General features: G+C 51.2%; 20 protein-coding genes. 1 reads left to right on the top strand and 19 read right to left on the bottom strand.

Going from position 1 to position 24,936, the window contains the following annotated elements:
• Window positions 1-53 precede the first annotated feature (53 nt).
• On the top strand, window positions 54-1,286 hold the full coding sequence (locus tag ACTNC3_RS00555) for a 6-phosphofructokinase (protein WP_410042487.1): 1,233 nt from the start codon (window positions 54-56) through the stop codon (window positions 1,284-1,286).
• 52 nt (window positions 1,287-1,338) lie between these two features.
• Here the strand turns inward: ACTNC3_RS00555 and fsa are convergent, their stop codons facing one another.
• From fsa to fucO, 19 genes are all read right to left on the bottom strand, one after another.
• Entirely contained in the window at window positions 1,339-2,001 is a 663-nt protein-coding gene (gene fsa / locus ACTNC3_RS00560; RefSeq protein WP_441226121.1) for a fructose-6-phosphate aldolase, read from the bottom strand.
• Between the two features lie 151 nt (window positions 2,002-2,152).
• Window positions 2,153-2,830: a FadR/GntR family transcriptional regulator gene (locus ACTNC3_RS00565; protein ID WP_441226122.1), complete on the bottom strand. Its 678-nt coding sequence runs from the start codon at window positions 2,828-2,830 to the stop codon at window positions 2,153-2,155.
• 15 nt (window positions 2,831-2,845) lie between these two features.
• A complete protein-coding gene (locus tag ACTNC3_RS00570; RefSeq protein WP_441226123.1) occupies window positions 2,846-4,114 on the bottom strand; it encodes a TRAP transporter large permease in 1,269 nt (422 codons plus the stop codon).
• A complete protein-coding gene (locus ACTNC3_RS00575; protein ID WP_441226124.1) occupies window positions 4,114-4,644 on the bottom strand; it encodes a TRAP transporter small permease in 531 nt (176 codons plus the stop codon). Before ACTNC3_RS00575 ends, ACTNC3_RS00570 begins: the two co-directional genes overlap by 1 nt.
• 49 nt (window positions 4,645-4,693) lie before the next feature.
• On the bottom strand, window positions 4,694-5,803 hold the full coding sequence (locus ACTNC3_RS00580; RefSeq protein ID WP_441226125.1) for a TRAP transporter substrate-binding protein: 1,110 nt from the start codon (window positions 5,801-5,803) through the stop codon (window positions 4,694-4,696).
• Window positions 5,804-6,030: 227 nt separating this feature from the next.
• Complete coding sequence (locus tag ACTNC3_RS00585; RefSeq protein ID WP_441226126.1) at window positions 6,031-6,432, bottom strand: cupin; 402 nt, start codon at window positions 6,430-6,432, stop codon at window positions 6,031-6,033.
• Between the two features lie 111 nt (window positions 6,433-6,543).
• Window positions 6,544-7,476, bottom strand: coding sequence for a transketolase family protein (locus ACTNC3_RS00590; protein ID WP_441226127.1), 933 nt, complete (start codon window positions 7,474-7,476; stop codon window positions 6,544-6,546).
• Between the two features lie 5 nt (window positions 7,477-7,481).
• Window positions 7,482-8,282: a transketolase gene (locus tag ACTNC3_RS00595; RefSeq protein WP_441226128.1), complete on the bottom strand. Its 801-nt coding sequence runs from the start codon at window positions 8,280-8,282 to the stop codon at window positions 7,482-7,484.
• A 120-nt stretch (window positions 8,283-8,402) separates the two neighbouring features.
• The gene (locus tag ACTNC3_RS00600; RefSeq protein ID WP_441226129.1) at window positions 8,403-9,236 is read right to left on the bottom strand and encodes a carbohydrate ABC transporter permease; all 834 of its coding nucleotides are present in this window, start codon (window positions 9,234-9,236) and stop codon (window positions 8,403-8,405) included.
• Entirely contained in the window at window positions 9,236-10,108 is an 873-nt protein-coding gene (locus ACTNC3_RS00605) for a carbohydrate ABC transporter permease (RefSeq protein ID WP_441226130.1), read from the bottom strand. Before ACTNC3_RS00605 ends, ACTNC3_RS00600 begins: the two co-directional genes overlap by 1 nt.
• 121 nt (window positions 10,109-10,229) lie before the next feature.
• Window positions 10,230-11,573, bottom strand: coding sequence for an ABC transporter substrate-binding protein (locus ACTNC3_RS00610; protein ID WP_441226131.1), 1,344 nt, complete (start codon window positions 11,571-11,573; stop codon window positions 10,230-10,232).
• Complete coding sequence (locus ACTNC3_RS00615) at window positions 11,570-12,274, bottom strand: FadR/GntR family transcriptional regulator (protein WP_441226132.1); 705 nt, start codon at window positions 12,272-12,274, stop codon at window positions 11,570-11,572. Before ACTNC3_RS00615 ends, ACTNC3_RS00610 begins: the two co-directional genes overlap by 4 nt.
• A gap of 373 nt (window positions 12,275-12,647) precedes the next feature.
• A complete protein-coding gene (locus ACTNC3_RS00620) occupies window positions 12,648-14,012 on the bottom strand; it encodes an MATE family efflux transporter (protein ID WP_441226133.1) in 1,365 nt (454 codons plus the stop codon).
• Between the two features lie 98 nt (window positions 14,013-14,110).
• Complete coding sequence (locus tag ACTNC3_RS00625; RefSeq protein ID WP_441226134.1) at window positions 14,111-16,072, bottom strand: fructose-1,6-bisphosphatase; 1,962 nt, start codon at window positions 16,070-16,072, stop codon at window positions 14,111-14,113.
• 281 nt (window positions 16,073-16,353) lie between these two features.
• Complete coding sequence (ftsH, locus tag ACTNC3_RS00630) at window positions 16,354-18,426, bottom strand: ATP-dependent zinc metalloprotease FtsH (protein WP_441226135.1); 2,073 nt, start codon at window positions 18,424-18,426, stop codon at window positions 16,354-16,356.
• 209 nt (window positions 18,427-18,635) lie between these two features.
• The gene (locus ACTNC3_RS00635; RefSeq protein WP_410042481.1) at window positions 18,636-18,950 is read right to left on the bottom strand and encodes a metal-sensing transcriptional repressor; all 315 of its coding nucleotides are present in this window, start codon (window positions 18,948-18,950) and stop codon (window positions 18,636-18,638) included.
• Between the two features lie 126 nt (window positions 18,951-19,076).
• Window positions 19,077-21,668: a heavy metal translocating P-type ATPase gene (locus tag ACTNC3_RS00640; RefSeq protein WP_441226136.1), complete on the bottom strand. Its 2,592-nt coding sequence runs from the start codon at window positions 21,666-21,668 to the stop codon at window positions 19,077-19,079.
• A 382-nt stretch (window positions 21,669-22,050) separates the two neighbouring features.
• The gene (locus ACTNC3_RS00645) at window positions 22,051-23,553 is read right to left on the bottom strand and encodes a hypothetical protein (RefSeq protein ID WP_441226137.1); all 1,503 of its coding nucleotides are present in this window, start codon (window positions 23,551-23,553) and stop codon (window positions 22,051-22,053) included.
• Window positions 23,554-23,631: 78 nt separating this feature from the next.
• Window positions 23,632-24,777: a lactaldehyde reductase gene (gene fucO / locus ACTNC3_RS00650; protein WP_410042478.1), complete on the bottom strand. Its 1,146-nt coding sequence runs from the start codon at window positions 24,775-24,777 to the stop codon at window positions 23,632-23,634.
• Window positions 24,778-24,936: the final 159 nt, after the last annotated feature.

The following is a 24,936-nucleotide window of genomic DNA, read 5'->3' on the forward strand; positions in this document are numbered from 1 at the left end:
TATGCCATGCCTGGGCATCATCTGCAGGTATGCACCGTTTTGAAGGAGAAGCTATGGGAAAGAAGCTTTTAGTCGCACAGTCCGGCGGACCGACGTCTGCCATCAACGCTACGCTGGCCGGCGTCATCGAGGCCGCGATCCGAAACCCGGAGGTAAGCGATGTGCTCGGTGCACGCTATGGTATCCAGGGCGTGCTGCGTGAGCAGTTCCTGGATCTGAGCGGTATCGAACACATCGAGGACATGCTCGCCACCCTGGCCGTGACCCCGGCCGCCGCACTCGGCTCCTGCCGCTTCAAGCTGAAGGATCCGGCGCAGGACCCGTCGGAGTTCGAGGAGCTCATCCGCATCTTCCAGAAGCATGAGATCGGCTATTTCGTCTATATCGGCGGAAACGACTCGATGGATACCGTCTGGAAGCTCTCGGATTATATTAAGAAGCATAACATCCCGGACATCGTCGTGGTCGGAGCGCCGAAAACCATCGATAACGACCTCTTCGGCATCGATCACTGTCCTGGCTTCGGTTCTGCCGCAAAGTATATCGCAACTTCCATCTCCGAGCTGGAGCGTGAGCTCGAGGTATATGACACACCGTATGTCATCGTCGTCGAGATGATGGGCCGGAATGCCGGCTGGCTGACGGCAGCGGCCGCACTCGCCGAGAGCGCAAACAGCAACGTTCCGTATCTCATCTATCTCGAGGAGCGTCCGTTCGATCTCAATGACTTCATCTCTGATCTCCGGGGCGAGCTCGCGGTCGGCAAGGACGTCATCGTCGCTATCAGCGAGGGTATCCGTGACCGAAGCGGAAAGATGATCTGCGATTATGCTGATCGTGACCAGTCGACGGATGCCTTCGGTCATACCATCGCGACCGGTGCCGGCAAGGTGCTGGAGAACGCGATCCGCTCAAACATCGGCTGTAAAGTGCGCTACATCGAGCTGAATCTCCTGCAGCGCTGCGCAGGCCATCTCCTCTCCGAGACCGACATCACGGAGTCGACCGAACTTGGTCGCAATGCTGTCCGCCTCGCTGTCGATGGACAGAATGGCGTGATGTCGACACTGACCCGTACTTCGAATCACCCGTACAGTGTAGCCTACGGTGCCGCGGACATCGCCGACATCGCGGATCGGGAGAAGAAGGTCCCGGACAGCTGGATCACCTCCGAGGGCAACGGTGTCACCGAAGAAATGCTCGAGTATCTGCGTCCGCTTGTGCAGGGTGAGCGCTCCTGCAAGTTCGAGAACGGCATTCCGAAGTACGTCGTCTTTGATAAATAACGCTTAAAAGAAAATGGGGCTGTCGCTCGAGCGACAGCCCCATTTTCTTTTATCAGTTCTGTTTTCCGAATACGGCTTCGTAGTCTTTGCGGAAGCGCTCGATGCCGATGTCGGTGAGCGGATGCTTCACCATCTGCATGAGTACCTTGAACGGAACGGTGGCGATATCTGCACCGGTCTTCGCACACTCAACGACGTGCATCGGATGACGTACGGAGGCGCAGATCACCTCGGTCTCGATATCCGGGTACATCTGGAAGATATCCTCGATGTCCTGGATCAGAGCGATACCGTCTGTGGAGATATCATCCAGACGGCCCAGGAACGGGGAAACATAGGTCGCTCCGGCTCTGGCTGCGAGAAGTGCCTGTGACGCAGAGAATACCAGGGTCACATTCGTGTGGATGCCTTCCGCTGAAAGCACCTTGACGGCCTTCAGTCCCTCGGTGGTCATCGGAATCTTCACTACCATATTCTTATGAATCTTCGCGATCTCACGGCCCTCGGCGATCATGCCCTCAGCATCCGTCGTGCTGGCCTTCACCTCACCGGAAATCGGACCATCGACGATCTCTGTGATCTCCTTCAGGGTCTCCATGTAATCTCTTCCTTCCTTTGCGATCAGGGAAGGGTTGGTGGTGACACCTGCGATGATCCCCATATCATTCGCTTCACGAATCTCATCTACATTTGCCGTATCAATAAAGAATCTCATATATTTTTCCTCCTAAAATATCGGCTGAACAACTGCATATAGTGTACCTCTTTTTCAGTGCAAAGCCTAATAAATTCGCGCTATACAAACAATCATTTCAGCATATTTACTTTGTCTTTTACTGCCTCGTACTGCAGTTTTTTCACTCAGACTACAGCATATCTTCTGTTATCAGATCAATGTGTCTCCGCATATACACTTCTGCGATTTCCATATCATGCTCTCGCAGTGCGCTCAGTATCTTCTCATGCGCAGGAATCGCATTTTCAATGTTATGCCTAATCTGAAACGTTTTTAAACGGAACGGCACCAGACGTTCTCGAATTCGATCATTGATAAAAATCAGCATTTCATTTTTCGTCATACTGATGATTTCCTGATGAAAAAGTTCATCCAGACGGGCAAGTTCTTTCGCTCTTGCCTTTCCATGCACCTCCGCCACAAACTGCGTATGAATCGCCGTCAGGTGTTCCAGCTCTGCTTCTGTGCTACGCTCTGCAGCAAGGCGGGCCGCCTTCGGCTCAACGATTTCACGCACTTCTGTGTAATCATTCAGCTTCAGACGGTTTCGATCAAACCACTCGCTAAGAGATACTTCATCATCTCCGGTTTTTCGCACCACAAACGCGCCACGTCCCGGTTTGATTTCGATGTATCCCTGCGCTTCCAGGTTTCGAAACGCCTCACGAACAGAGCCTCTGCCTACATTCAGCGTTTCACAGACTTCATGCTCTGTCGCAAGCTTATCACCGATTTTCGTTTCCGGTTGCAGAATTTTTTCTTTCAGATATTCGATTGTTTTTTCTGTTACAGATATCTTTTGAGACATTCTTTTCCTCTCAACTTACTTAATCAGCATATTCGGAAGCCATGTAACGATGCCCGGAATATACGTGCACATAAGAAGGGTTACGATTAGCGGAATGATAAACGGCAGGATGCTCTTATAGAGAATTTCGAGCTTCACGCGTGCAAGATCCGAGATAATGAACAGGCAGACACCAAACGGTGGTGTAACCTGACCGATCATCAGGTTCAGAACCATCACAACACCGAAATGAACGAGGTCCAGTCCGATGGCCTGAGCGATCGGTACCAGTACCGGGAGCATCAGGGTCAGAATCGCACCTGGCTCCATAAACATACCAAGTACCAGAAGGATGATGTTGATTATCAGAAGAATGATTGCCGGATTCGAGCTGATGCCGAGGATAAAGTTTGCAATATCCTTCGAGATGCCTTCCTTAACCATGACATAGGTAAAAAGCGTGGATGTTCCGATGATAAACAGTGTATTGGCCGCACCTAATGCGGATTCCTTTGCACACTCCAGGAACTTCTTAAGGCCCAGAGAACGATATACAAATGCTGAAATCACCAGGGAATACACTACGGCGATACAGGAAGCCTCGGTCGGGGTAACCCATCCGGTTGTAAATCCGGCAAGGATGATCAGTGGTGTAATCAGAGATAAAATCGAGCCCTTAAAGCTCTCCCATAAAACCTTAAGACGGAACGGAGTACGCTCATATCCTCTCTTGACAGCGAAGATGAATACGAGAATCATCAGTGCAAGCCCCATCAGAAGACCAGGAAGCACACCACCCATAAAGAGCTTCGCAACAGATACCGATGCAACGGATCCATAGATGATAAGCGGAATACTTGGTGGGAAGATCGGTCCGATAACCGAGGATGCGGACGTAACCGCAGCAGAGAAGGCATTATCATAACCATTATCACGCATCGCCTTCATCTCGATGACACCGAGTCCACCGGCATCTGCCGCCGCGGATCCCGACATACCTGCGAAAATGATACTTGCGACGATATTGGCATGACCGAGGCCACCCGGAATCCATCCAACCAGCGACTGTGCGAAATCGAAGATCTTCGTCGTTATTTTTCCTTCATTCATAAGGTTCCCGGCGAAGATAAACAGCGGGACCGCAATCAGAAGATACGAATCCACACCCGTTACCATCTTCTGTCCGACGATCTGAAGCGGATACCCAAGCGCGATGCAGCCTGCGGTTGCACCGGCACCAATCGCGATACTGATCGGCGCACCAATCAGTAACAGCACTACGAAAAATATAAGAAATATAGCCATTATGCATTTCCTCCTTCACTGTCCTTCTTCTCACCGAGGAAATGGTTCAGTATACCATATACCGAAACCAGCACGAAGTATACACCGGTAACGGCACTCGGAAGGTATAACCATGCCTTACTGAGCCACTGCATCGTGGAGTATTTACTGGTTTTCAGAATCGGATACATATCCTTATAGGATACAACCATGATGACACCGAGGAAAATAACGGCAACACGAATCAGAATCCAGAAAATCGTCTGTACACTCTTCGGAACGCGAGAATATACCATGTCGAGATTGATCATTCGATCTTCATCAATCAAGCTGATTAATCCCATAAATGCCATCCACATAAACAAAAAGCCATTCAGCTCTGTCGACCAGCGGAATGAGCTGTTGATCGTATTTCGCGTAATCAGCTCCGCCAGCATAATTGTCACGATGCTCAGAATGCACACAAGTACGATGAGCAATGATAGCTTCTTTAAAAGATCAAGTAATTTACGATATGCTGTCAAATCAATCTCCTTTTCTCGCGATTCCATTTAAATAGCAGGGTGCGCTTGCACCCTGCTCGTGGAAAGCGCAATTACATTACTGGTTAAGCGCTACTAATGCATCTACAATGCTTTGATCGTACCAGGCCTCGTTCTCATACTTCTTATAGAAATCGGTTCCGCCGAGCTTATCCTTGAAGGACTGAACGTCAGGATTATCATCAAACTGAACACCTGCGTCCTCAAGGGTCTTTCTTGCCGTCTCGTTATCAGCCTTGATGGTATCGAAGGAATACTTCGCAGCTGCCTTCGCCTGATCCTTCAGAATCTGTTGATACTGCTCAGGAAGAGAATCCCACTTATCCTTGTTTGCAGACATCGTGCAGCCCATCCACATGTAGTTGATAAAGCTGAAGTACTTGATGGAGTCATAGGTTGCATTTGCTACCAGATGGTAGGTTGCATTGTCCTGACCTTCAGCAGTACCGTTTGAAAGTGCGATTGCAAGCTCCGGAAGAGCGAGTGCTACAGGGTTTGCACCCAGTGTCTGCCATACATCGAGGTAGATCTGGCTGGTCGGTACACGGATCTTCAGACCTTCAACATCCGCAGCCTCATGAACCGGGCCACCAGCTTCTGTGGTAGAGATCTGGCGCATACCATTATCACCCTCGGACAGGAATACCAGGCCTGCATCCTCAAGATTTGCGAAAATCTGCTCACCAACTTCACCGTTGGTTGCTTCATAAGCCTGATCTGCATCTTTGAAAAGGAACGGAAGGTCGAGAAGCTTTGCCTTATCGTAGAACTCGGTATAACCGGATGTTCCTGCAAAGATGATGTCGATGGTGCCAAGACGTGTAGAAGCAAGTGCCTCTGAGTCATTACCTAACTCGTTGGAGTGATGAACCTCCAGGGTGATCTTTCCATCCGAAGCTTCCTTTACGAGGTCCGCATACTCGATGATGGTCTTGGTCGGAACAGAGTTCTCATTTCCAGGTGAATAAATGGTAAGGGTTACAGGATCCAGTGCATCCAGATCAGATGCTGCAGCTTCTGTCTCTCCCTCTGCCTTCTCTGCTGCTGCCGTGGTCTCCTCCGCCTTCGCGGCTGCCGTGGTCTCTGCCGGCTTAGCAGAGTTTCCGCAAGCTGCTAATGATGCTACCATCGCAGTTGCGAGAACCAGTGAAAGTGCTCTTTTTTTCATAGTTACATTCCTCCATGAATTCTGCCATTACTTTCGCCAAAAGTGTATGACAATTATCTTTGCTGGTTATAAATTAACATACAATTTATAGTAATTCAACACTATTTGTGTAGATTTTTTAAATATTATTTTGTTTTATTTGCACAAATGCTGTCTTACAAAAAATGAGCAGATTTCATTCGAATGAAATCTGCCCATTTCAGAGCGCTAAACGCATATATCGCCTGTTATTTCGCAAGCGACTGTACTTCCTTAATCTCCTCCGGTGTAAGATCGCGCACATCACTGTTGTCACCGGAACAGTTCGAATCTTCAATCAGGAACATCTTGGTATCCTTCTCCGTAATGGTATTATGCCATTCAGAGCGAGGAATAACATAAAGCTTACCCTTCTCCATATAGACTGGCTTAAACTTCAGACTTCCGTCAGCCTGCTCATCGGCCTGAATCAGTGTACAGTGACCCTCCACCAGCACAAACATCTCATCCGTCGTATTATGACGTTCGAGATTGCTGATGCCCGTCACATCATTGGCCGGCTTCCAGTTCTTAATACCTACACACCACTTTTCATTCTCGTATACGCGGTGCATACCTTCGCCTGTGAATTCAAAATTCTGAATATCCATCGTTCTTATTCTCCTTTTATAGAAGTCATCTGATATGAAGTCGCTCACGGCTTCAGGAAATCCCGCGCTGTCCTATGACAGACAGCACAGGTACAGGAATTTATTGTGGTCTTACTTAGAAAGCAGATTCTTAATATCTGTAACTGCATGCTCTGCAGTTAAACCATACTCATCGAAGAGGCTATCCGGTGTACCGGACTGACCAAATACATCATTGATTCCGATGCGACTGAACTTTGCGCCTGCATGGCCAGCCAGAACCTCTGCCACTGCAGAACCGAGTCCACCGATGATAGAATGCTCTTCCATCGTCACCATCGCCTTGACCTTATCGTTATACTTCAGAATTGTATCAGCATCGATCGGCTTGATGGTATGCATATTGATAACGGCAGTGCTGATGCCCTCTGCCTCGAGCTGCTTCGCAGCTTCCAGTGCTCTCGTCAGCATAAGACCGCAGGCGATGATCGCAGCATCGCTACCATCCTTCACGATCGTTGCCTTACCGAACTCGAATGGCTTGTCATCCAGCTCTGGAACATCCTCTACCACCGGTCTTCCGACACGCACATATACCGGTCCATCGATCTCAACCGCTGCTCGAATCGCCTTTTCTGTCTCCTTCGGATCTGCCGGCACGATAACGTTCATGTTCGGCATTACTCTCATAAGTGCGATATCCTCTACAGACTGGTGTGAACCACCATCCTCACCTACAGAGAGTCCAGAGTGAGATAAAGCGAACTTCACATTCAGGTTCTCGTATGCAACCGAGTTACGAATCTGCTCATACGCACGACCGGTACCGAATAAAGCGAAGGTGGATACGAACGGAATAAATCCATCATGTGCAAGTCCGGCTGCTGTATCTACCATGTTCGCCTCTGCGATACCCATATCGAAGAATCTCTCAGGGAATGCATCTCTGAAGAACTTTGACTGTGTTGCATTTGCAAGATCGGCATCCAGTGCGACGATCTTATCATTTTCAGCACCTAACTGTGCCAGTGTCTCGCCAAATGCGACTCTTAATGACTTTCCCATAATTCTCAAACCTCCTGCTGTGCAAGTGCCTTCTCAAACTGTTCCTGATTCATCGGACTTCCGTGCCACTGGAACTGATCCTCCATGAAATCAACACCCTTGCCCTTGATGGTATGGCAGCAGATAAACTTCGGCTTTCCGTTATGCGGAGCAGCAAGTGCCTCATCGATCGCCTTGATATCATGACCATCTACATCATATACTTCCCAGCCAAATGCACGGAACTTCGCATTCACATCGCCGAGGCTCATAACCTGATCGTTTGAACCATCGATCTGAAGATGGTTGAAGTCGAGCATCCAGGTCAGATTATCAAGCTTGTAGTGTGCGGCAGACATCGCAGCTTCCCATACAAGACCCTCCTGGCACTCACCATCACCGAGAACCGTATAGGTCTGCCAGCTTGCCTTCTTCAGCTTCGCACCCAGTGCAAGGCCGATTGAAATCGATGCACCCTGACCGAGAGAGCCGGTATTCACGTCCACGCCCGGTGTCTTCTTGCAGTCCGGATGACCCTGAAGATGGCAGTGAAGCTTACGAAGATTTGCGAGATCCTCCTTCGGGAAGTAGCCAAGGTCTGCAAGAATCGCATAGAGTGTCGGGCAGGCATGACCCTTACTTAATACAAAACGATCTCGGTCTTCATTCTTCGGATTCTTCGGATCCAGATTCTTCATCGTGTCATAATAGAGAGCCATCAGCATCTCAACACATGAAAGAGATCCGCCCGGATGTCCTGACTGACACGCATACAGCATTTTTAAAATTTCTGCGCGGATTTCTTTCGCCTTCTTCTCGTAATCCATAAAAATTCCTCCTTTTTATCAGCCGTCCTTCTACGACATGATTATATTGTACTTATGAAATGTATGACAATCAATGTGTTTTCCCAGATTCATTATTATAATTTTACAAATTGTAGGATATTATCCCTTTACAGCACCCGCAGTCAATCCTTCTACCAGCCTCTTCTGTGCGAAGAAGAACATGATACATACCGGAATGATCGTAAGGATACCTCCCGCCGTCAGCAGATCCCACTGAACACCCAGCTGACCGATCAGCGACTTCAGTGCCACCGGAATCGTTCTGCTTGATGTATTCGTAAACATCATCGCAAAAGTATACTCATTCCAGGACTGCATGAAGATATATACGCCGGTCGCAATGATACTCGGTCGAAGTAACGGGAAGATAATTTTCATAAATGCCTGCCCACGGTTACATCCATCCACCATCGCTGCTTCCTCCAGCGAAGCCGGCAGATCGTTGATAAATCCGATCAGAAGCCATACAGAGAATGGAATCGTAAAGGTGGTATAGGAAAGGATCAGCGATACCGGTGTAAACAGAAGCTGAAGCTTTCGCATGATAGAGTACAGTGGAATCAGAAGCAGTACGGTCGGGAACATGTTGTTGCACAGGAAGATACTCATCAGCACCTTTCGTCCCACAAAATCGTATCTCGAAAACGCATACGCTGCCATCGTCGCCACAACCAGTGTCAGCAATGTAGTACATGCCGCAACCAGAAGACTGTTTTTCATCGCAGACAGGAAATCTACCGTACTGGTAAACAGCTTTTTATATGCTTCAAAGGTCGGATGTACTGTCCAGTACGTCACAACCTTTCCATATAGCTCATTTTCCGGTTTGATCGATGTAAGGAACGTCCAGTAAAACGGAAAGAGCAGGAACAAGAGCATAAGCGCCAGAAGCACGGTCCGGAGGATGCGGATACTCATCGATTCACATTTCATCACTTCTCCTCCTTAAAGCTTGATTTCAGATACGGGATGACGACCACCAGAAGCATGATGGCGAGACTGATCGCCATGGCGGATGCATAGCCCAGGTTCAAAGCATTGGCCTTATTATAGATATATACAGACAATGTCTGCGTGCTGTACGCCGGACCACCCTCCGTCATATTAAAGATGACATCAACGGAATTCGCCACCCAGATGATACGAAGAAGACCGGTAATGAAAATCGTATTTTTAATCGACGGAATCGTAATATAGAAGAGCTTCTGCGACTTCGTTGCGCCATCGATTTCCGCAGCCTCATACATATCCGTCGAAACGCCCTGCAGCGCCGCGAGAAGCATCAGTGCGAAGAACGGAATTCCCTGCCAGATGATGGTCACGATAACAGACGGAAATGCCGTCGTTGTCTGACTCAGGAAAGCAATTTTTCCGTCGGTCAAATGCAGCTTCATAAGAATATCATTCAGCACGCCGGAGTTTCCATCATAAATCCACCGCCACATGAGGCCGATCAACACACCTGGAGTCACCCAAGGAACCATACTGATTGCTCTGACAACTCCACGTCCGCTGAAGTGCGAGTTCAATATAAGTGCCAACATGAATCCAAACAGAAACTGCAATCCAACACCGAATACGACCCAGATAATCGTACGGATGACCGCATTCAGGAACTGTGGATCACCGAATGCCTGAATGTAGTTTGCCAGCCCGATAAACGCAATCTGCTTCGGTCTTCTGAGATCATAGCTCTGAAAGCTCATCATAATGGCGTTTATAACCGGCACAAACACAATGCAAAGGATGATCAGTGTTGCCGGTGCGACCAGCAAATATGGCCATATTGAACGTTTTTTACTCATGTCCATCTTCTCCTATTTATCTTTACATGATTTGTGAGAATGCAAATGCATTCTCACAAATCCGTAATTTACAAGTCTACATATATAAGTAACAAACGAGGTCAAAAGAACATGCAGAACATTAATTCTCCCAAAGGCCACTCTGGAGCGTCTTCATGGCATCCTCTGCAGAAATGGCACCTGTCAGAGCCTGTGAAACGGTATTCGGCCAGAGATTACTGATCCACTCCGTTGTCGTATCACGAATCGGAAGGATACCAGCATAACCCTCTCCTTCAATCGATGCCTTCATGAAACGGTTGCTCTGGAAGTAGTCACCCTGTGCTACGGTCTTAGAAACAGGAACATTACCTGTACCCTCGCACCACATCTTCTGACCTTCACCGGTTGCGAGATACTTACACCACTCAAAGGCAGCATCCGGATTCTTGCAGGAACTGAAGATAACGGTCTCGGTATCGCCCATGGATGTCCACTGGCCCTTACCTGCCGGGAAAGCAAATGCAGATACATCATCACCGAAAATCTCTTCCATCTTCGCAGAAGAACCGGTGTGATGAATGGTCATCGCCGTAAGGCCGGACTGGAAGTTTGCGATAATCTCATTAAATCCATCCGATGTTGCTGTAGACGGAACATATCCATTCTGATAAAGATCGATGAAATCCTGCATACCCTTTACAGATTCTGCAGAAGTAAGATCTTCGAAGGAACCACCCTCGCCATAAATGAAGGAACCCCATGGCTCCTGACCACCCTTGGCGCCTCTCATACCGAAGCCATATACATCGGTCTTGCCATCACCATCCGTATCCAGTGTGCACTTCTTCACATCCTCAAGGAACTCTTCATAAGTCTTCGGAACATCAGTAATTCCGGCCTTCTCAAAAATAGATGGTCTATAGTAAACATACAGCACCTGGATGTTCCATGGCATAACGAACATCTTTGTGTCGTCACCGCCAGCTTCTCTCATAACGCTGTAGATATTGTCATCGATATCCGCCTTGGTATCCATCGCATCGACATACGGTGTGAGATCCAGAAGGAGATCATTGTTTGCAAAAAGCGGTGTGGAAGTCAGCTTCCAGGTAGAAACATCGACATCGGATCCACCCATCTTTGCATTGAACAGGTTTTCCGCATACGCGCCGCCATCCCATGGCTGCTCTTCACCGACAACCGTAATGCCCTTACCGTTTTCATCGTTAAACTTTTTGATGATGTCCTGCATCAATGCAGAATAGTCTGTATTATCTGCCCAGTACTGAAACTTGATGGTCACCGGCTCTGCGCTTTCTTCCTTCGCCGCCTCGGTCTCTGCCGCCTTCGTCTCTGCCGCCGCCTGTGTTGCGGCTGCCGTCGTCTCTGTCTTCGATGATCCGCAGCCCGCAAGCATGCTTACAGCCATGGCTGTCGTCGCAGCAATTGCGGTCACTTTCTTTGCCAGAAGTCTTTTTTTCATGATTTGTCCTCCTTGGATTTAATGTCGTTCAGAGTTTCCCAGATATGGCGTTCCACCAGAAACTTCGCTTCCATATAATCCCGTTCTGCGATGGCTCTGTAGATGCCGAGATGGCTTCGTTTCGCTCTATAGAAGCTGGCCGTGTCATCATGGGTTTCCACATGTCCCCGCCGGATAGATTCGTTGATGATCGGAACCACTCTTGTCAGCACATCATTATGGGTACACTCTGCAATCGCAGTATGAAAACGTATATCCATTTCCTCCGTATAAGAGTCATTGGAATCCGACGCATACATGGCATCCACAATCGTCTTCAGTTTTTGAATATCCGATTCTGTCGCCCTGTGCGTTGCAAGCTCTGCGATCTGTGGTTCAATCATCATCCTTGTTTCCAGAAGATTGTAAAGAAGTTTGTCCTGATTCGTAAAATGAAGCCCCAACGGGTCTTCTCCGATGCCTGTTTCCTGGCTGATAAACGTTCCGGAACCCTGACGGGAAACAATAACATTTTCCGCCTTCAGAATTTTCATAGCTTCACGTAAAGTCGAACGTGAAATACCAAATTCTTTCATAAGTTCTTTTTCCGTCGGAAGCTTATCACCCGGTTGCATCTTGCGCTTGATAATCACTGCTTTCAACTGCTGCGCAACAGACATATGGAGAACAGAATCCTGAGGGTTCATTATTACATCCTGCATATCTTTTCCTCTCCAAGCCGTTCTAATTTGTATGTCATTATGATAACACCTTGTCCGACTTTTGTAAAACAGTTTTTATGCATTATTACTTATTTTTATCGTTTTTTTCACAGTCTTTAGTGTTTTTTGTTGGCTATCATGAAGTTTATGTTATATATTTGTATGATCTTTTAATAGACTTGATTATACAAAAAAAGTGGCTTCCGCGTTTTTCCAGCGAAAGCCACACCAGCATGTCCGATTTCCGTGTTTCAAACGAATATCACATCGTTTAAATTCACACATCCACTCTGATAACTTGTCGAAAATTTGTATTTTATGAAAATTATTTTCATCTTTTTAGACAGCAAAAATGTAATTAGAAATTTTTACGTCATGACATCGAATTTGTTTCTTCTTTTCCCAGTTTACGCACGCAGCGGTAGAAGCAGGGAATCAAAAAGGCATCGGCAAACAGCCATGCAAGCGGTGCCGCCAGACAGGCTGCTGTATATCCGAAATAACGAACGCCCAGAAATCCAGCCAGCCCTCTGCCGAACATCTCACATATGCCCGCGATAATCGCAATACCGGAAAATCCCATGCCTTGAATAGAAAAGCGAAATACATTTACCGCACAAAGCGGAATAAAAAACAGCACCTGCGTCATCAGATATTGATGTGCACCGGCCACAACCTCTGCATTTCCATTGGTTACAAACAGAAGTGGTAATTTCCAGCCAATCGTCGCAAGAACAGCCACCGCAATCACAGAATACACGGCGCCAATCTTCATCGCCGATGCTGCGCCTGCTTTCAGACGGTCGTATTTAAGCGCACCTCGATTCTGCCCCTGATAGGTTGCCATTGTACCGCCCAGAGAATCAAAGACGCATGCAAATAAAACGATGATACGATCACCTGCCGTGACTGCTGCAACCGAAATAACACCCAGTGTATTGACTGCCGTCTGCAGGATGATGTTTCCGATACTTGTGATTGAATACTGAAGTCCCATCGGAATCGCCATCCACAGTAAGCGCTGAACACATTCTGCCCGCATACGCAAGTCATCCTGTTTCAATGTCAGAATGTCGAATCGTCTTACCATATAAAAGAAGCAGAGAACGCCGGAGACCAGCTGACTGATAATCGTCGCCAGCGCCGGGCCGCGCACGCCCATTCCTAAAATTCGAATCGTTACGTAATCAAGAATAATATTCAGTACAGACGAAATCATCAGGAAATATACCGGCGATTTCGAATCTCCCAGAGATCGCACGATGGAAGCCGTAATATTATAGAGGTAGGTCGCCGAAAGCCCCATAAATATAATAACGATGTAACTATACGCCTGTTCCAGAATTTCATCCGGTGTATGCATCCATACCAGCACCTGATGTGCGAGCACGCTCATGCACGCCGTCATCACCGCGGAAAACAATATCGTCAGCCATACGATATTTCCGACATACTGCCGCATCCCATCAAAATCACGCGCACCGAATCGCTGAGCGACCGGAATCGCGAATCCTGCTGTCGCACCGATGACGAAACCGTTCACCATAAAATTGATGGCACCGGTAGATCCCACTGCCGCAAGTGCATCCGCGCCGAGAAAGCGTCCGACCATTACGGTATCCACCATGCTATAAAGCTGCTGGAAAAGAATGCCTAGAAGCATCGGCACGGCAAAGCCGAGAATTAAACGCATCGGACTCCCTGATGTCATATCCCTGATTGTCTTTTTTGTATCCACTTGTTTCCTCTTCTTTTCTGTCAGCGTTCTTGATGAAATCATCAAAAAACGGGATCTCGATTTGATCCCGTTTTTTATAGCACCATTCTTTTTTTGAATCAACGTCTCTTTTGCACAATTTCGCCCTTTTCACGGATATCACCGTTGCGATACGCTGTGAGCAGCTCCTCGAGGTCGGCGATCTGACGCTGCAGCTCCTGTCCATTATCGGTTTCACCGACATGGATGCGGTGCTTCATCTGCTCCACGATCTGAATCTCCGGCGTATTCTCGGATCCCTTTCGGAAGCCCTTATGCTCTGCCAGTGCCAGATGGCGGGAGTTGAAGATGAGCGTATAGCCGGCGATGCCGGTGCGGGAATGGTAGGCCTTCGAGATACCGCCATCGATGACGAAGAGCTTGCCGTTTGCCTTGATCGGAGACTCGCCACGCTTCGTTTTCACCGGCACATGGCCATTTACCACATGGCCCCTCTCCGGATCCACACCGAATTCCGCGAAGATCCGGTCGACATAGCGCTCCTCCTTCGAGAATTCATAGTAGATGTTAAACTTCTCCACATGTGTATCCGGATCCTCGATGAAGCAGTGCTCGAAGGTCGTCATCTTATCCTTTCCGAAGAGTGGTGAGCATGGTCCACACCACATGTACCAGAAAAGATCCGTTGCATAGATCTTACCCTTCGGGTCATTTTCTCCATTCAGGAAATAGGCATCGATCGCCCGCTCATAGAAGTAATCCATGAGGGCCTTTCCGCCGACACTGCCCTTCGCCGTCTCGAGCTGCAGGAAGGAGCCGTCCACATTCATCGGGATACAGCCATGGTAAAGGATGTTGTTATTGACCACCTTATACATCGCGCCATTCGTAAAGAAGAAACGGATGTGCTTCTGCAGCAGCTGCGAGTGGGTGAAGCTGTACACCAGGGTGTTCATCAGCTCCTTTTCCTTCTCTGTCATCTTATACGGATCCTTCGGGTCGATGGTCGGGAAATTCGTATCCCGGAGCGGATAGCTCTCTCCATCGATGGTCACCGTGCCCTTTTCATAATCGATCTTATCGAGGAGCATACGGTGGTCGAGCTTATACTCCGGATGGCGGCGGATCAGTGCCCCCTCCTCCTTAAACAGGATGATACTGATGGCCTTGCACATCTTCGCGGCGAGGCGAGGATCTACCGAGTCAGAGACATTGGTATCCAGGAGATGCGGCTGAAAGCAGTCACATGGATCATCACCATACACCTCCTCCGCATACATCGAAAGCGGGCGCAGATTGATGCCATAGCCGTCCTCGAGCACATCGAAGGAGTTATAGGAGGTGGCGATGCGGAGAACGCTTGCGATGCAGGCCGGATTACCACAGGCGGCCCCCATCCACTCGGCATCATGATTTCCCCACTCGATATCCACATCATGGAAGCTCATCAGCTCCTCCATGATCTGGTCCGCATGCGGGCCTCGGTCGAAGACATCGCCGATGATATGGAGATTATCGACGACGAGGTTCTGGATCAGCTCCGACAGGGCCACGATGAAATCATCGCCCATGTCGATGTCGATGATGGCATCCATGATGCCGCGGAGATAGCCCCGCTTATCCTCATCATGACTGTCGAGGTGCAGGAGCTCATCGATCGCGTAGGCATACTGCTGTGGCATCTTCTTACGCACCTTCGAGTGGGTGTACTTGGAGCTGACGCAGCGGCAGATATTCACGAGACGATTGATCGTGATGCGCTGCCACTCCGGTGTATCCTTCGCCTTGTGTGCCGGATTCGAAAGAATGTCTCTCGGATAGTAGATCAGGTTTGCAAGCTCCAGCTGTTCCTCCTCCGGCAGCAGATTTCCGAAAGTTTCATCGATCTTATCACGAACGATTCCGGAGGCCGACCGCATCAGGTAGATGAAGGCGTCGCTTTCACCATGCAGGTCTGAAAAGAAATACTCTGTGCCCTTCGGGAGTGCACAGATCGCACGCAGGTTGATAATCTCCGCACCTGCAGCCGTTGCAGTCGGAAACTGCTTCGCGAGCAGCTTCAAATAATCAAGATCACGCATATTACTTCCCTTGTAAAAGAAATCGCAGATACCCCTTCCGCGAAGGCCCTGGCGGTCCCTGCCTGAATGGTATCTATAGTTGGTTTTATTATACGTAAACTAAACCGGTTTTGTCACCGTTCCGGCAGATTGTTCAGAATAAAAAAAGGCTCGTTACAGTTTTCTCAAACTGTAACGAGTCTTCACATTCTACATATATGGTCATATGGGATACGATCGATTTATCCGGATTTTCTATCCGATGTACACATCCTCCATCCGCATCCTTTCAGGCAGGATGCTCAGGCCTGTGTGCCCGGTGCCACTACCGACGGATCGATCTCCTTCCGGTTCAGGATCTCCATGAACTCTGCGCCGGTGATGGTCTCCTTCTCATAGAGGTACTTCGTGATCTCGTGGAGCTTCGTGATGTTGTCACTCAGCAGCTGATAGGCCTTATCATGCTGCTTCTTTACGAGGTCCACGGTCATCTGGTCGATCTTCGTCTGCGTTTCCGGCGAGCAGGTGAGGGATGCATCGCCACCGAGGTACTGGTTCTGGACCTGCTCCATCGCCACCATACCGATATCATCCGCCATACCATAACGGGTAATCATCGCACGGGCATACTTCGTTGCCTGCTCGATGTCGTTGCTTGCACCCGTCGTGCAGGTATGGAAGATCAGTTCCTCGGCACAGCGTCCACCGGTGAGCGTCGCGATCTTATTCTCCAGCTCCTCCTTCGAGTAGAGGTAGTGGTTTCCTTCATCCTCGACCTGCATGGTGTAGCCCAGTGCACCGGAGGTTCTCGGGATGATCGTGATCTTCTGTACCGGTGCCGAGTTCTTCTGAAGTGCAGCAACCAGTGCATGACCGACCTCATGGTAGGAAACGATCAGCTTCTCCTTATCCGTCATCACGTTGTTCTTCTTCTGATAACCGGCGATGACGACCTCGATCGACTCCTCGAGATCCGACTGGATCACGCGCTCACGACCGGCACGTACCGCACGAAGTGCTGCCTCGTTGATGATGTTCGCAAGCTCGGCACCACTCGCGCCGGCGGCTGCCTTCGCGATGGCACTGAGATCGACATTTTCCGCCATCTTGATGCCTCTGGAGTGCACCTTCAGGATGTCCACACGTCCCTGGAAATCCGGAAGCTCGACCGGTACACGACGGTCGAAACGGCCCGGACGAAGCAGTGCAGGATCCAGGGAATCCGGCTGGTTCGTCGCTGCCAGGATGATGATGGCCTTCGAGCTGTCGAAACCGTCCATCTCCGTCAGGAGCTGGTTCAGGGTCTGCTCACGCTCATCATTGCCCCCCATCGCACCGTTGCCACGCTTCTTACCGATGGCATCGATCTCATCGATGAAGATGATACATGGCGACTTTTTCTTCGCCTGCTCGAACAGGTCACGTACCTTCGCCGCACCCATACCGACGAACATCTCGACGAACTCGGAGCCGGCGATGGAGAAGAACGGTACGTTCGCCTCACCGGCTACGGCCTTCGCAAGCAGGGTCTTACCGGTTCCAGGAGGGCCGACGAGCAGCGCGCCCTTCGGGATATGCGCACCGATCTTCGTATACTTATCCGGCTCCTTCAGGTAGTCGACCATCTCGGACAGAAGCTCCTTCGCTTCATCCTCGCCGGCGACGTCCTTAAAGGTCACCTTGTTTCCGTCCTTCGCCTCGTACTCACGGGCGTTCGACTTGCCGAAGCCACCCATACCGCCGAAGCCGCCGCCCGCACCGAGCGAGCTCGCCATGCGCTTGCTGAGCCAGTTGCCGAGCGCCCAGAACAGAAGAATCGGGAAGATCCAGGTCAGCAGGAAATTCAGCAGCGGGCTGGTCTCCACTGGGATCGTCTCATCGAAGTTGACACCCTGCCGGTAGAGCTCCTGCAGTACCTGTGCCTCGGTGTACTCGTTCTTCAGTCGGCCGGTCTGGCAGGTGAGATCCTCCCCGTTTACCGTCGCGACATATGTGATGGTATCATCACTCAGATTCACCTTCGTGATGGCCTGGTTGTTCACGGCGTTCATGAACTCCGTATAGCTCGTCTGCCGGATCGACCGTGTCAGGAGCGACGGAAATACGAAGGTATTCAGCAGCAGGATGATGAGAAGCGCGATGAAATAATAGAAAATCAGCGGCTTTTTATTCTTCGGTTGATAGCTGTTATTTCCGTTGTTCCCATGATTTCCACCATTCGCGCCGTTCTGACCGTTCGTGAACTGGTTAAAGAAATCATTGAAATTACCGAAACCATGATCGTCCTCTGGATGGTTTTGGCCGTTGTTTCCATTTGCGAGCGTCATCTGCCTTTTCAGCCGATGCCGCTGGAAGATCTGTACTATATTTCCCATAAGATTCATCCTTTCATGTGACAGAGGATACCTTTCCTCCATCTGATGCTCCTAAATATAAAGCAGAAATGTGTTAACTATGTGAACGAAGCAAAAAATTAGCAGTCTTTTCAAAAGACTGCTAATCACGCTATCCTTATGTCACATGCACAGAGCCGACGCCATCAAATGTACCGGTGGCCCAGGCACCAGCGGACGCTCTCGTGGGCCTACTTCATCGTTTTCTTCAGCAGCTCGCAGAGCTCGTCCACCGCTTCCTCCTTCCCCTCCCGGATGTCATCGACGACGCAGGTTTTGATATGCGTCGCGAGCAGCTCCTTATTAAAGGAATTCAGCGAGGACTGCACGGCGCTGACCTGCATCAGAACATCCGGACAGTACCGATTTTCCTCGATCATTTTTTTGATGCCGAGGATCTGCCCGTCGATGCGGTTCAGGCGCGTCACCAGCGACTTCACCTGCTCCGGCGTCCGCGGCTTATGCTTCTGTCTTCCGCTTTCATCCTGTCCACAGCAGCATGCCATGTTTCCACCTCCTCTTTCCACAAGCTTTCGACAGCCATACACAGAGCAGAGGCCAACGTCATCGCCCGGGGCGGCAACTACCCTCCCGCTCGTCTGCATTGTCCTCCGCCCCATGCGGCACAGCGTTTACTTTACGATCGATACGAACTCGAAATCGAGGGCCTCGATCGCCTTCTGAATCGCCGCATCGTCAACCGGCGCACTCAGCTTCAGCTCTGCGGTACCACTGGTGTGGGAAACCACGGCCTCCTCGACACCATCCAGCTTCTCGAGAGCCTTCTTTACGCTGGCCTCACAGTGTCCACACATCATACCCTTGATATTTACAGTCTCTGTCATCTTTTTACTCTCCTTTTTCGTTCTCTTTCTGATTTTTCTATCCTGTGAAGCGTCATGTACCTTACAGAGGTTGAGACGCAACGCATTCATACATACGGTGAAGCTCGACAGGCTCATCGCCGCCGCGCCGACCATCGGGCTCATCTCGAATCCGAGTCCCAGCACAGCCGTGTAGAAGCCGGCCGCCAGCGGGATACAGATCACGTTATAGAAGAAGGCCCAGAACAGGTTTTCATGGATGTTCCGAAGGGTCGCCCGCCCGAGACGGATCGCCGCCGACACATCCGTGAGCCGGTTCTTCATCAGTACCACATCCGCCGCATCGATCGCGACATCTGCACCGGCACCGATCGCGATGCCGAGATCCGCGCGGGTGAGGGCCGGCGCATCGTTGATGCCGTCTCCGACCATCGCGACACGCCCCTCGGTCTTCAGTCGACGGATCACCGCTTCCTTTCCATCCGGCAGGACACCAGCGATGACATGTGTGACACCAGCCTGCTGCGCGATGGCCCGCGCCGTTTTTTCATTATCGCCCGTGATCATATAGACGTCAATGCCCATATGCTGAAGTTCTGCGATGGCCTGCGCGGAATCCTCCTTGATGGCGTCCGCGACCGCGATGATCCCCACCGGATGCCCGTCACGCACGAAGAAAAGCGGGGTCTTTCCCTGCTCCGCGAGGGCCTCATACTGCTGCTCCATCCCGTCCGTGACACTGAAGCGCTTCTTCATATACGTATAGGAACCTCCGCAAAGCTCCGCCGCATCCTGCATCGCGTGCAGTCCGTTGCCGGGCAATGCGGAGAACTCCGTCACCACGCGTGGGGTCATGGCCTGCGTCTCCGCGTAGCGCACGATGGCACCTGCCAGTGGATGCTCGGAGTACTGCTCGAGGTCGAGGGCCAGCTGCAGGAGCGTTTCCGCCGATACCCCGGCGGCCGGAAGAACATCCGTCACCACCGGCTGCCCCGACGTAATGGTACCGGTTTTATCCAGCGCGACGATCTCGATGCGACCGGCCTGCTCCTGCGCCGCTGCCGTCTTGAACAGGATGCCGTTTCGTGCACCCTGTCCACTGCCGACCATGATGGCCACCGGTGTCGCCAGGCCGAGCGCGCACGGGCAGGACACCACCAGCACGGCGACGGCTCGCGGAATCGCAAATTCCACACCCTTCCCGGCCAGCATCCAGGCGATGAAGGTCAGCAGCGAAACGAGGATCACGGCCGGCACGAAGATACCGGCCACCTGATCCGCGATCCGGGAGATCGGTGCCTTCGTCGCAGCTGCGTCCGACACCATCCGGATGATCTGGCTGAGCGTCGTGTCCTCTCCGACACGCGTCGCCCGCAGCTTCAGGAAGCCATCCGTGTTGATGGTCGCCGCGGATACAGGATCACCGACGGTCTTATCCACCGGGATGCTCTCACCGGTGAGGGCGGCTTCATTGACCGCACTGCTGCCCTCGAGGATGACGCCATCGACCGGGATGCTCTCGCCCGGACGTACCACGAAGATATCCCCGGACTGCACCTCTGCGATCGGCACCGTCACTTCCTTCCCATCCCGCAGCAGCACCGCGGTTTTCGGTGCCAGCTTCATGAGACTTCGAAGCGCATCCGTCGTCCGTCCCTTCGACATCGCTTCCAGCATTTTTCCGACCGTGATCAGCGCCGGAATCATCGCCGCGGTTTCGAAATACAGATTGTGGTGCAGGTGATGCACGGTCTCCATCTGTCCGCCCGCCAACGCAAGGCTCATCAGAAAGAGCTCCACCAGCGAATACAGAAAAGCAGCACTCGAGCCCAGTGCGACGAGGGCATCCATGTTCGGCGCCCGGTAAAGGAGCGAGCGGAAGCCACCGACGAAGAATTTCCGGTTGATATACATGACGGTGAGCGCGAGCAGCATCTGTACGATGGCACCATTTACCGGATTTTCAAAAACAGTCGGAAGCGGCCAGCCCGCCATATTATGGCCCATGCTGAAGTACATCAGCACGGCGAGCAGCAGAACGGACTGAAGGAGACGCTTCTTCAGCTTCGGCGTCTCATGATCCCGCAGGGCCTCTTCCTCTGCCGCCATCGGATCGAGACCGCAGCCCGCAGCGGAGCAGGCTGCCCCCTGCATCCCCACATCCTGTTTACTTCTCGGGCGGATGCCTCCATCTGGATGCCCGCCCTTCTCGCTGGCGCCATAGCCCGCGTTCACCACGGCCTTTATGATGTCCTCCGGTGCCGCATCGCCCTCGACGGCGAGGGTATTGGTCAGCAGAGAGACCGTCGCCTCCCGCACCCCCGGCACTGCCCGCGCGGCCTTCTCGACACGCGCCTGGCAGGCTGCACAGCTCATACCGGTCACGATATACTGTTTCATAGATGCCTCTTTCTGTGTACAAGTCACGGTAGGGATATACCCCCACCCCGTATATTTAGCCGACACCAATATACCCCTTAGGGGTATATGCTGTCAATAGGAATTTCTCTGTCGCATGCCACGCAAGGAGCCCCGGAGGGCAGTCACCTGAAACACAGTACTCAGAGTTCGGAAGACTCTAAAATCCCATCCCTAAGAAGTACTAGGCCCTCTGCAATCACTGAGTTTTCTTCATGAAAACTCAGCGTTGCAGAGGGTGCTAAGGAAAAATTACTCCAAGTACTTCTAAGGGATGGGATTTTGATTCTTCACGACCTCTACGTATGGTTTCCGGTGACTGCCCTCCGGGGCTCCTTGCTTCACAGCGACCAGGTTGCATCCATCAGCCTAGTGGTCCTCCCGGGAGGAGCTCATCTGACGGGGCCTGGCTGCCCGGGCCGGCGGGTGCGGCGGACGGATCCGGGCCGGCCGGTGCGGCTGGCTTAGGTGCAGGAGAAGCGGCGGTTTCTGCCGGCTTCTGCGGCTCTTCGATCTCCACGTGCTTTTCGGTTTCGTGCTTCTTTTCCGTTTCCTTCTTCTCGCTTTCCGCCTTCGTTTCGTCGTTCTTTTTCTTCTCGCTCTCCTCTTCTGTTTCGTTTTCGCGTTTTGTATGATTTTCGCGCTTTATGTCATCCTGCTTCTGATCCTGCTCTGTATCTGTGTCCTCACGCTTCTTCGATTCGGTATTCTCGTACTCGTCCTCATCTTCGTCTTCTGAATCATTTCCATAGGATGCCGCATCATCGTATCGACTCACGGAACTGCTTTCCTCCGGCTCCGTCACAACATATCCATAGTAGAAGTCTTCACCTGGGATACTGCGGCCGATGGCTGCCGAATCAGCCTCCGCGATGGCGATGAGGTAGGCACCGATCTGACTCTTCATCTGGTCACCGGTGATGCACTTGAGATTCGCATACGGGAGGGCCAGCGGAACGACCGCAGCCTGTGTGATACCGAACTTTCCGGCGAGCTTCGCCGTCTGATTTGCAGCCCGCTCCGCCTTTACGATCGACATCGCGGTCTCTCGAAGAAGATGATCTACAGATGAGCGCTTATTCTCATAGTCATTCCGGTGTACGAGGGTCACACTGGAGATCAGGCTGCCAGTCGCGGTGACATTCTCCCAGCTGTCCTTCAGTGAAAACGCACGCACGGTACCCGGCACGCCGGCCAGAAGGCTCGAGGCATCCGGCTCTGCGACGATGGCGGCCTTCGACGGATCCGCCGTAAGCTGCGCCGTGATGTCCTCGATGCTCGTATACTGTACATCGAACTGCGTGCCATATTGACTCTTCAGGTACCGAAGCACATACTCCGGCTGCTCGCCCTGTCCGACGCTCAGTACGGTCTGTCCCTTCAGTCCCTGAAAGCTCTTCAGTTCGCTGTTGCCGGTGATGCAGTACAGCTCGTTGCCTGCATTGATATTGACGATGACCGCACCGTCCTTCGCATCATGGTAGGCCCGTGCTGCACTTTCCGGTGAAAGGACCGCGACATCCGCCGCTCCGGTGATGAAGTCCGACAGGACCTCTGCTTCACTGCTCTTCAAATCGAAATGGTAGTCTCCCTGTGTCGCACCCAGCTCGGACTCCTCCATGAGATGCGCGAAGCCGAGGGCTGCTGCCCCCTGGGAAAGCTCGATCCGCATCGCATCTGAATCTGCCGGCTCCACGACCTGTTCCGCCGGGATGGTCGTTTCCAGGATCGCCTGCGTTTCTTCCGCCGTCGTCTCCTGCTTCGACGCGACATGCTCCACAAGCTCCGTAAAGTGTCCACATCCGGACAGGAGCAGCATCAGGGCTACCGGGATCATCCTGTATTTCCATGCTTTTTTCATCATCATCTGGCCTTTTCTTTCTGATAAACTCTGATGCCTATGGTAGCACAAAAAAGCCCCCGGAGAAAACTCCGGGGGGAATATTTACATTAACTTTCTGAACATAGCTTCGAAGTCAGCGATGCTTGCCTCTCTCGGGTTACCAGGTGCACATGCATCAGCGGCAGCGGACTCACACAGGAACGGAAGATCCTCTTCCTTGAGTGCCTCCAGCTTCGTCGGGATGCCAACATCTACAGAGAGCTGCTTCACGGCATCGATGGCCGCCTTACGATAGGTCGCTGCATCCATACCGGTCGTGTCGATACCAAAGGCCTCTGCGATGGCCTTGAACTTCTCGCCAGTGTACTCCTGGTTGAACTCCATCACGATCGGAAGCATCATCGCACATGCAACACCGTGCGGTGTGTCATAAACCGCGCCGAGGGTATGTGCCATGGAGTGTGCGATACCGAGGCCTACGTTCGAGTATGCCATCGCGGTTACATACTGTGCAAGTGCCATACCTTCACGTCCATCCGGATCGTTCGTTACAGCCTTACGAAGGTTCTTTGCGATGAGCTTGATGGCCTCGAGGTCGAGTACATCTGCGAGCTCCCATGCACCCTTGGTGGTGTAGCCTTCGATCGCATGTGTCAGCGCGTCCATACCGGTCGAAGCCGTGAGGCCCTTCGGCATGGAGGACATCATATCCGGATCAACGACGGCGATATCCGGGATATCGTTTGCATCGACGCAGACGAACTTTCTCTTCTTCTCAACATCGGTTACGACATAGTTGATGGTGGACTCTGCGCCGGTGCCACCGGTTGTCGGAACGGCGATGGTGAATACGGTACGATGCTTGGTCGGTGCGACACCCTCGAGCGAACGGATATCTGCAAACTCCGGGTTGTTGATGACGATACCGATGCCCTTACCGGTATCCATGGAAGAGCCACCACCGATGGTGATCATGCAGTCTGCGCCGCAGGACTTGTATGCCTCTACACCGTGCTGGATGTTCTCGATGGTTGGGTTCGGCTTGATGTCATCATACAGGAAGAAGTCGATGCCGTTCTCCTTCAGAAGATCCGTCACCTTGGCTGTTACGCCGAACTTTACGAGGTCAGGATCGGATGCAACGAAAGCCTTATGATAGCCTCTTGCCTTGATGAGACCCGGGATCTCCTTGATTGCACCATGTCCATGATAAGAAATACCATTTAAGACGAAACGATTCACAGCCATAATTCTACTCCTTTAAAATAATATGAATGCCCTGGCAGAAAGACCCATTCTTCCTGTGCTGGCATAATGATACCAACCATTCGATTACGTTGTGCATTTTGTTTACTATGCACAACCAAAACCTTTTTTATCTTAACAGATTGTAGATTAATTATCAAT

The sequence above is a fragment of the Oribacterium sp. HCP3S3_B9 genome, assembly GCF_052064255.1.
Taxonomy (GTDB): domain Bacteria; phylum Bacillota; class Clostridia; order Lachnospirales; family Lachnospiraceae; genus Oribacterium.

Bases quoted from the DNA above. Each gene is read 5' to 3' on its own strand.
- ACTNC3_RS00590 (WP_441226127.1), bottom strand. From the start codon at position 7,476: ATGGGAAAGTCATTAAGAGTCGCATTTGGCGAGACACTGGCACAGTTA.
- ACTNC3_RS00625 (WP_441226134.1), bottom strand. From the start codon at position 16,072: ATGCGTGATCTTGATTATTTGAAGCTGCTCGCGAAGCAGTTTCCGACT.
- ACTNC3_RS00570 (WP_441226123.1), bottom strand. From the start codon at position 4,114: ATGGCTATATTTCTTATATTTTTCGTAGTGCTGTTACTGATTGGTGCG.
- ACTNC3_RS00605 (WP_441226130.1), bottom strand. From the start codon at position 10,108: ATGAGTAAAAAACGTTCAATATGGCCATATTTGCTGGTCGCACCGGCA.
- ACTNC3_RS00595 (WP_441226128.1), bottom strand. From the start codon at position 8,282: ATGGATTACGAGAAGAAGGCGAAAGAAATCCGCGCAGAAATTTTAAAA.
- ACTNC3_RS00645 (WP_441226137.1), bottom strand. From the start codon at position 23,553: ATGATGATGAAAAAAGCATGGAAATACAGGATGATCCCGGTAGCCCTG.
- ACTNC3_RS00640 (WP_441226136.1), bottom strand. From the start codon at position 21,668: ATGAAACAGTATATCGTGACCGGTATGAGCTGTGCAGCCTGCCAGGCG.
- ftsH (WP_441226135.1), bottom strand. From the start codon at position 18,426: ATGGGAAATATAGTACAGATCTTCCAGCGGCATCGGCTGAAAAGGCAG.
- ACTNC3_RS00575 (WP_441226124.1), bottom strand. From the start codon at position 4,644: ATGGAATCGCGAGAAAAGGAGATTGATTTGACAGCATATCGTAAATTA.
- fucO (WP_410042478.1), bottom strand. From the start codon at position 24,777: ATGGCTGTGAATCGTTTCGTCTTAAATGGTATTTCTTATCATGGACAT.
- ACTNC3_RS00580 (WP_441226125.1), bottom strand. From the start codon at position 5,803: ATGAAAAAAAGAGCACTTTCACTGGTTCTCGCAACTGCGATGGTAGCA.
- fsa (WP_441226121.1), bottom strand. From the start codon at position 2,001: ATGAGATTCTTTATTGATACGGCAAATGTAGATGAGATTCGTGAAGCG.
- ACTNC3_RS00585 (WP_441226126.1), bottom strand. From the start codon at position 6,432: ATGGATATTCAGAATTTTGAATTCACAGGCGAAGGTATGCACCGCGTA.
- ACTNC3_RS00565 (WP_441226122.1), bottom strand. From the start codon at position 2,830: ATGTCTCAAAAGATATCTGTAACAGAAAAAACAATCGAATATCTGAAA.
- ACTNC3_RS00610 (WP_441226131.1), bottom strand. From the start codon at position 11,573: ATGAAAAAAAGACTTCTGGCAAAGAAAGTGACCGCAATTGCTGCGACG.
- ACTNC3_RS00635 (WP_410042481.1), bottom strand. From the start codon at position 18,950: ATGGCATGCTGCTGTGGACAGGATGAAAGCGGAAGACAGAAGCATAAG.
- ACTNC3_RS00555 (WP_410042487.1), top strand. From the start codon at position 54: ATGGGAAAGAAGCTTTTAGTCGCACAGTCCGGCGGACCGACGTCTGCC.
- ACTNC3_RS00615 (WP_441226132.1), bottom strand. From the start codon at position 12,274: ATGCAGGATGTAATAATGAACCCTCAGGATTCTGTTCTCCATATGTCT.
- ACTNC3_RS00600 (WP_441226129.1), bottom strand. From the start codon at position 9,236: ATGAAATGTGAATCGATGAGTATCCGCATCCTCCGGACCGTGCTTCTG.